Consider the following 2,140-nt stretch of genomic DNA (forward strand, 5'->3'; position numbering starts at 1 on the left):
GCGTGGCATGCGTCGTTCCCACGATGCGCTGACCACCGCTGCCCTGACTGTTGATCAGACCAGTGGCGAAATTCATCGTCGTCACCACGTGACTGCCGATGGTTTCTACCGCGGTAAAAAGGTAATCGCTTAAGGATTGCCTTTGTCTACGCAAACTGTCGCGCTAGACATCATGGGGGGAGATATTGGCCCCTCGGAAACAGTGCCTGCCGCCGTGCAGGCACTGTCTCTTTTACCCCAGCTAAAACTGATCCTGGTCGGCGACCAGCACCAGACCTCTTCTTTGTTGCAGCAACATGGCTTGCTGAATCATCCCCGCGTTCGTTTCGTACATGCATCCCAAGTGGTTGGCATGGGCGATAAACCGATCGTGGCGTTGCGTACTCTGAAAGACTCCTCCATGCGGGTGGTACTCAATCTGGTGAAAGCCGGTGAGGCCGATGCCTGCGTCAGTGCCGGCAATACCGGTGCGCTGATGGCGATGGCCAAGTGCGTGCTCAAATCCCTGCCCGGGGTAGACAGACCGGCCCTCATCAAGGCATTGCCGACATTGAGCGGAAAACGCACCGTGATGTTGGATCTCGGCGCCAATGTCAGTTGCGATGCCGATACCTTGCTGCAGTTTGCAGTGATGGGCTCTGTCGTGGCCGAAAAGGTCGAAGGCATTGCGTCACCTCGTGTTGCCTTGCTCAACATCGGCGAGGAGGAGATCAAGGGCAACGATCTGGTGCGTCACAGCGCCGAATTGTTGCGCCAGTGCCACGCGCTCAATTATGTCGGGTTCGTCGAAGGGGATCGCATCTTCAGCGGTGACAGCGATGTGATTGTTTGTGACGGTTTTGTCGGCAATGTCGCCCTCAAGACGGCAGAAGGGGTAGTGCGGATGATGGCCCAGCTGGCCGGATATCCCCGCAAGAAACGCAGTTTTCTTGGTCGGATCGCCGGATTTATGTTCAAACGGCGTTTTTCTTACCTGAACCCCGACCAGTATAACGGGGCAAGTCTGTTAGGATTGCGCGGCATTGTGGTAAAAAGTCATGGGCGGGCCGAACGGCGCGCCCTGTGTAATGCGATCCTGCTGGCCGCACAAGAGGCCAAACATCAACTTCCACTGCAAATAGCAGATCGCCTTGAAGCTGTCTTCTCTGACAGGGATCTATAAGAACTCTATGCATAGCAAAATTCTGGGTACTGGCAGCTACCTGCCGAGTTCAGTGCGTACCAACGCCGATCTCGAGCAGATGGTTGAGACCAGTGATGAGTGGATCGTGGAACGCACCGGTATCCGTGAGCGCCGTATTGCCGGGGCTGACGAAACCGTTGCCACCCTCTCTTACCAGGCCGCCCTGCGGGCCCTGGAAGCAGCCGGTCTGACCGCTGCCGATCTCGATATGATAGTGCTGGCCACCACCAGTGCTGAAAATGCCTTCCCGGCTGCTGCCTGCGAGCTGCAGGGGCTACTCGGCGTACCGGGCATTCCTGCCTTTGACGTGGCTGCGGCCTGTGCCGGTTTCACCTACGCACTCTCCATTGCCGATCAGTTCGTCAAATCCGGCGCCGCCCGCCATGTGCTGGTCGTCGGGGCCGATGTGCTCTCCCGCATGTGCGATCCGCAAGATCGCGGCACCATCATCCTGTTTGGTGACGGGGCAGGGGCGGTGATTGTCGGTGCCAGCGAGACGCCGGGCATCCTCTCTACCCATCTCCATGCCGATGGCCGTTATGGCGAGCTGCTCAAGCTGCCTCATCCCCGTCGCGGCATGCCGGGTGCCGAGCTCGAAGCCTACATGTATATGAAGGGCAACGATGTCTTCAAGGTGGCGGTTACCCGTCTGAGCGAGATCGTCACCGAAACGTTGGTCGCTGCCGGTATCGAACCGAGCGAGCTGGACTGGCTGGTGCCTCATCAGGCTAACTTCCGCATCATCAGCGCCACGGCCAAGAAGCTCGGCATGAGCCTCGACAAGGTGGTGCTGACCCTCGACAAGCACGGCAATACCTCTGCCGCTTCCGTCCCTGTTGCCTTCGACGAAGGGGTACGGGATGGCCGGATCAAACCGGGTCAGCTGGTACTGCTGGAAGCCTTTGGCGGCGGTTTTGCCTGGGGCTCGGCGCTGGTTCGCCTCTGATCTTCGGCGGG

General features: G+C 58.8%; 3 protein-coding genes. All 3 read left to right on the forward strand.

The annotated features are described in order from the left end of the window. A partial coding sequence (rpmF, locus tag AACS18_RS12820; RefSeq protein ID WP_108614350.1) for a 50S ribosomal protein L32 occupies positions 1 to 133 on the forward strand: 133 nt, incomplete at its 5' end. Between the two features lie 9 nt (positions 134 to 142). Next, a complete protein-coding gene (plsX, locus tag AACS18_RS12825; RefSeq protein ID WP_042062911.1) occupies positions 143 to 1,162 on the forward strand; it encodes a phosphate acyltransferase PlsX in 1,020 nt (339 codons plus the stop codon). Between the two features lie 7 nt (positions 1,163 to 1,169). Next, the gene (locus AACS18_RS12830; RefSeq protein ID WP_108614351.1) at positions 1,170 to 2,129 is read left to right on the forward strand and encodes a beta-ketoacyl-ACP synthase III; all 960 of its coding nucleotides are present in this window, start codon (positions 1,170 to 1,172) and stop codon (positions 2,127 to 2,129) included. The last annotated feature ends 11 nt before the right edge of the window (positions 2,130 to 2,140 follow it).

The organism is Aeromonas sp. HMWF015, from assembly GCF_963878965.1.
Taxonomy (GTDB): Bacteria; Pseudomonadota; Gammaproteobacteria; order Enterobacterales; family Aeromonadaceae; genus Aeromonas; species Aeromonas veronii.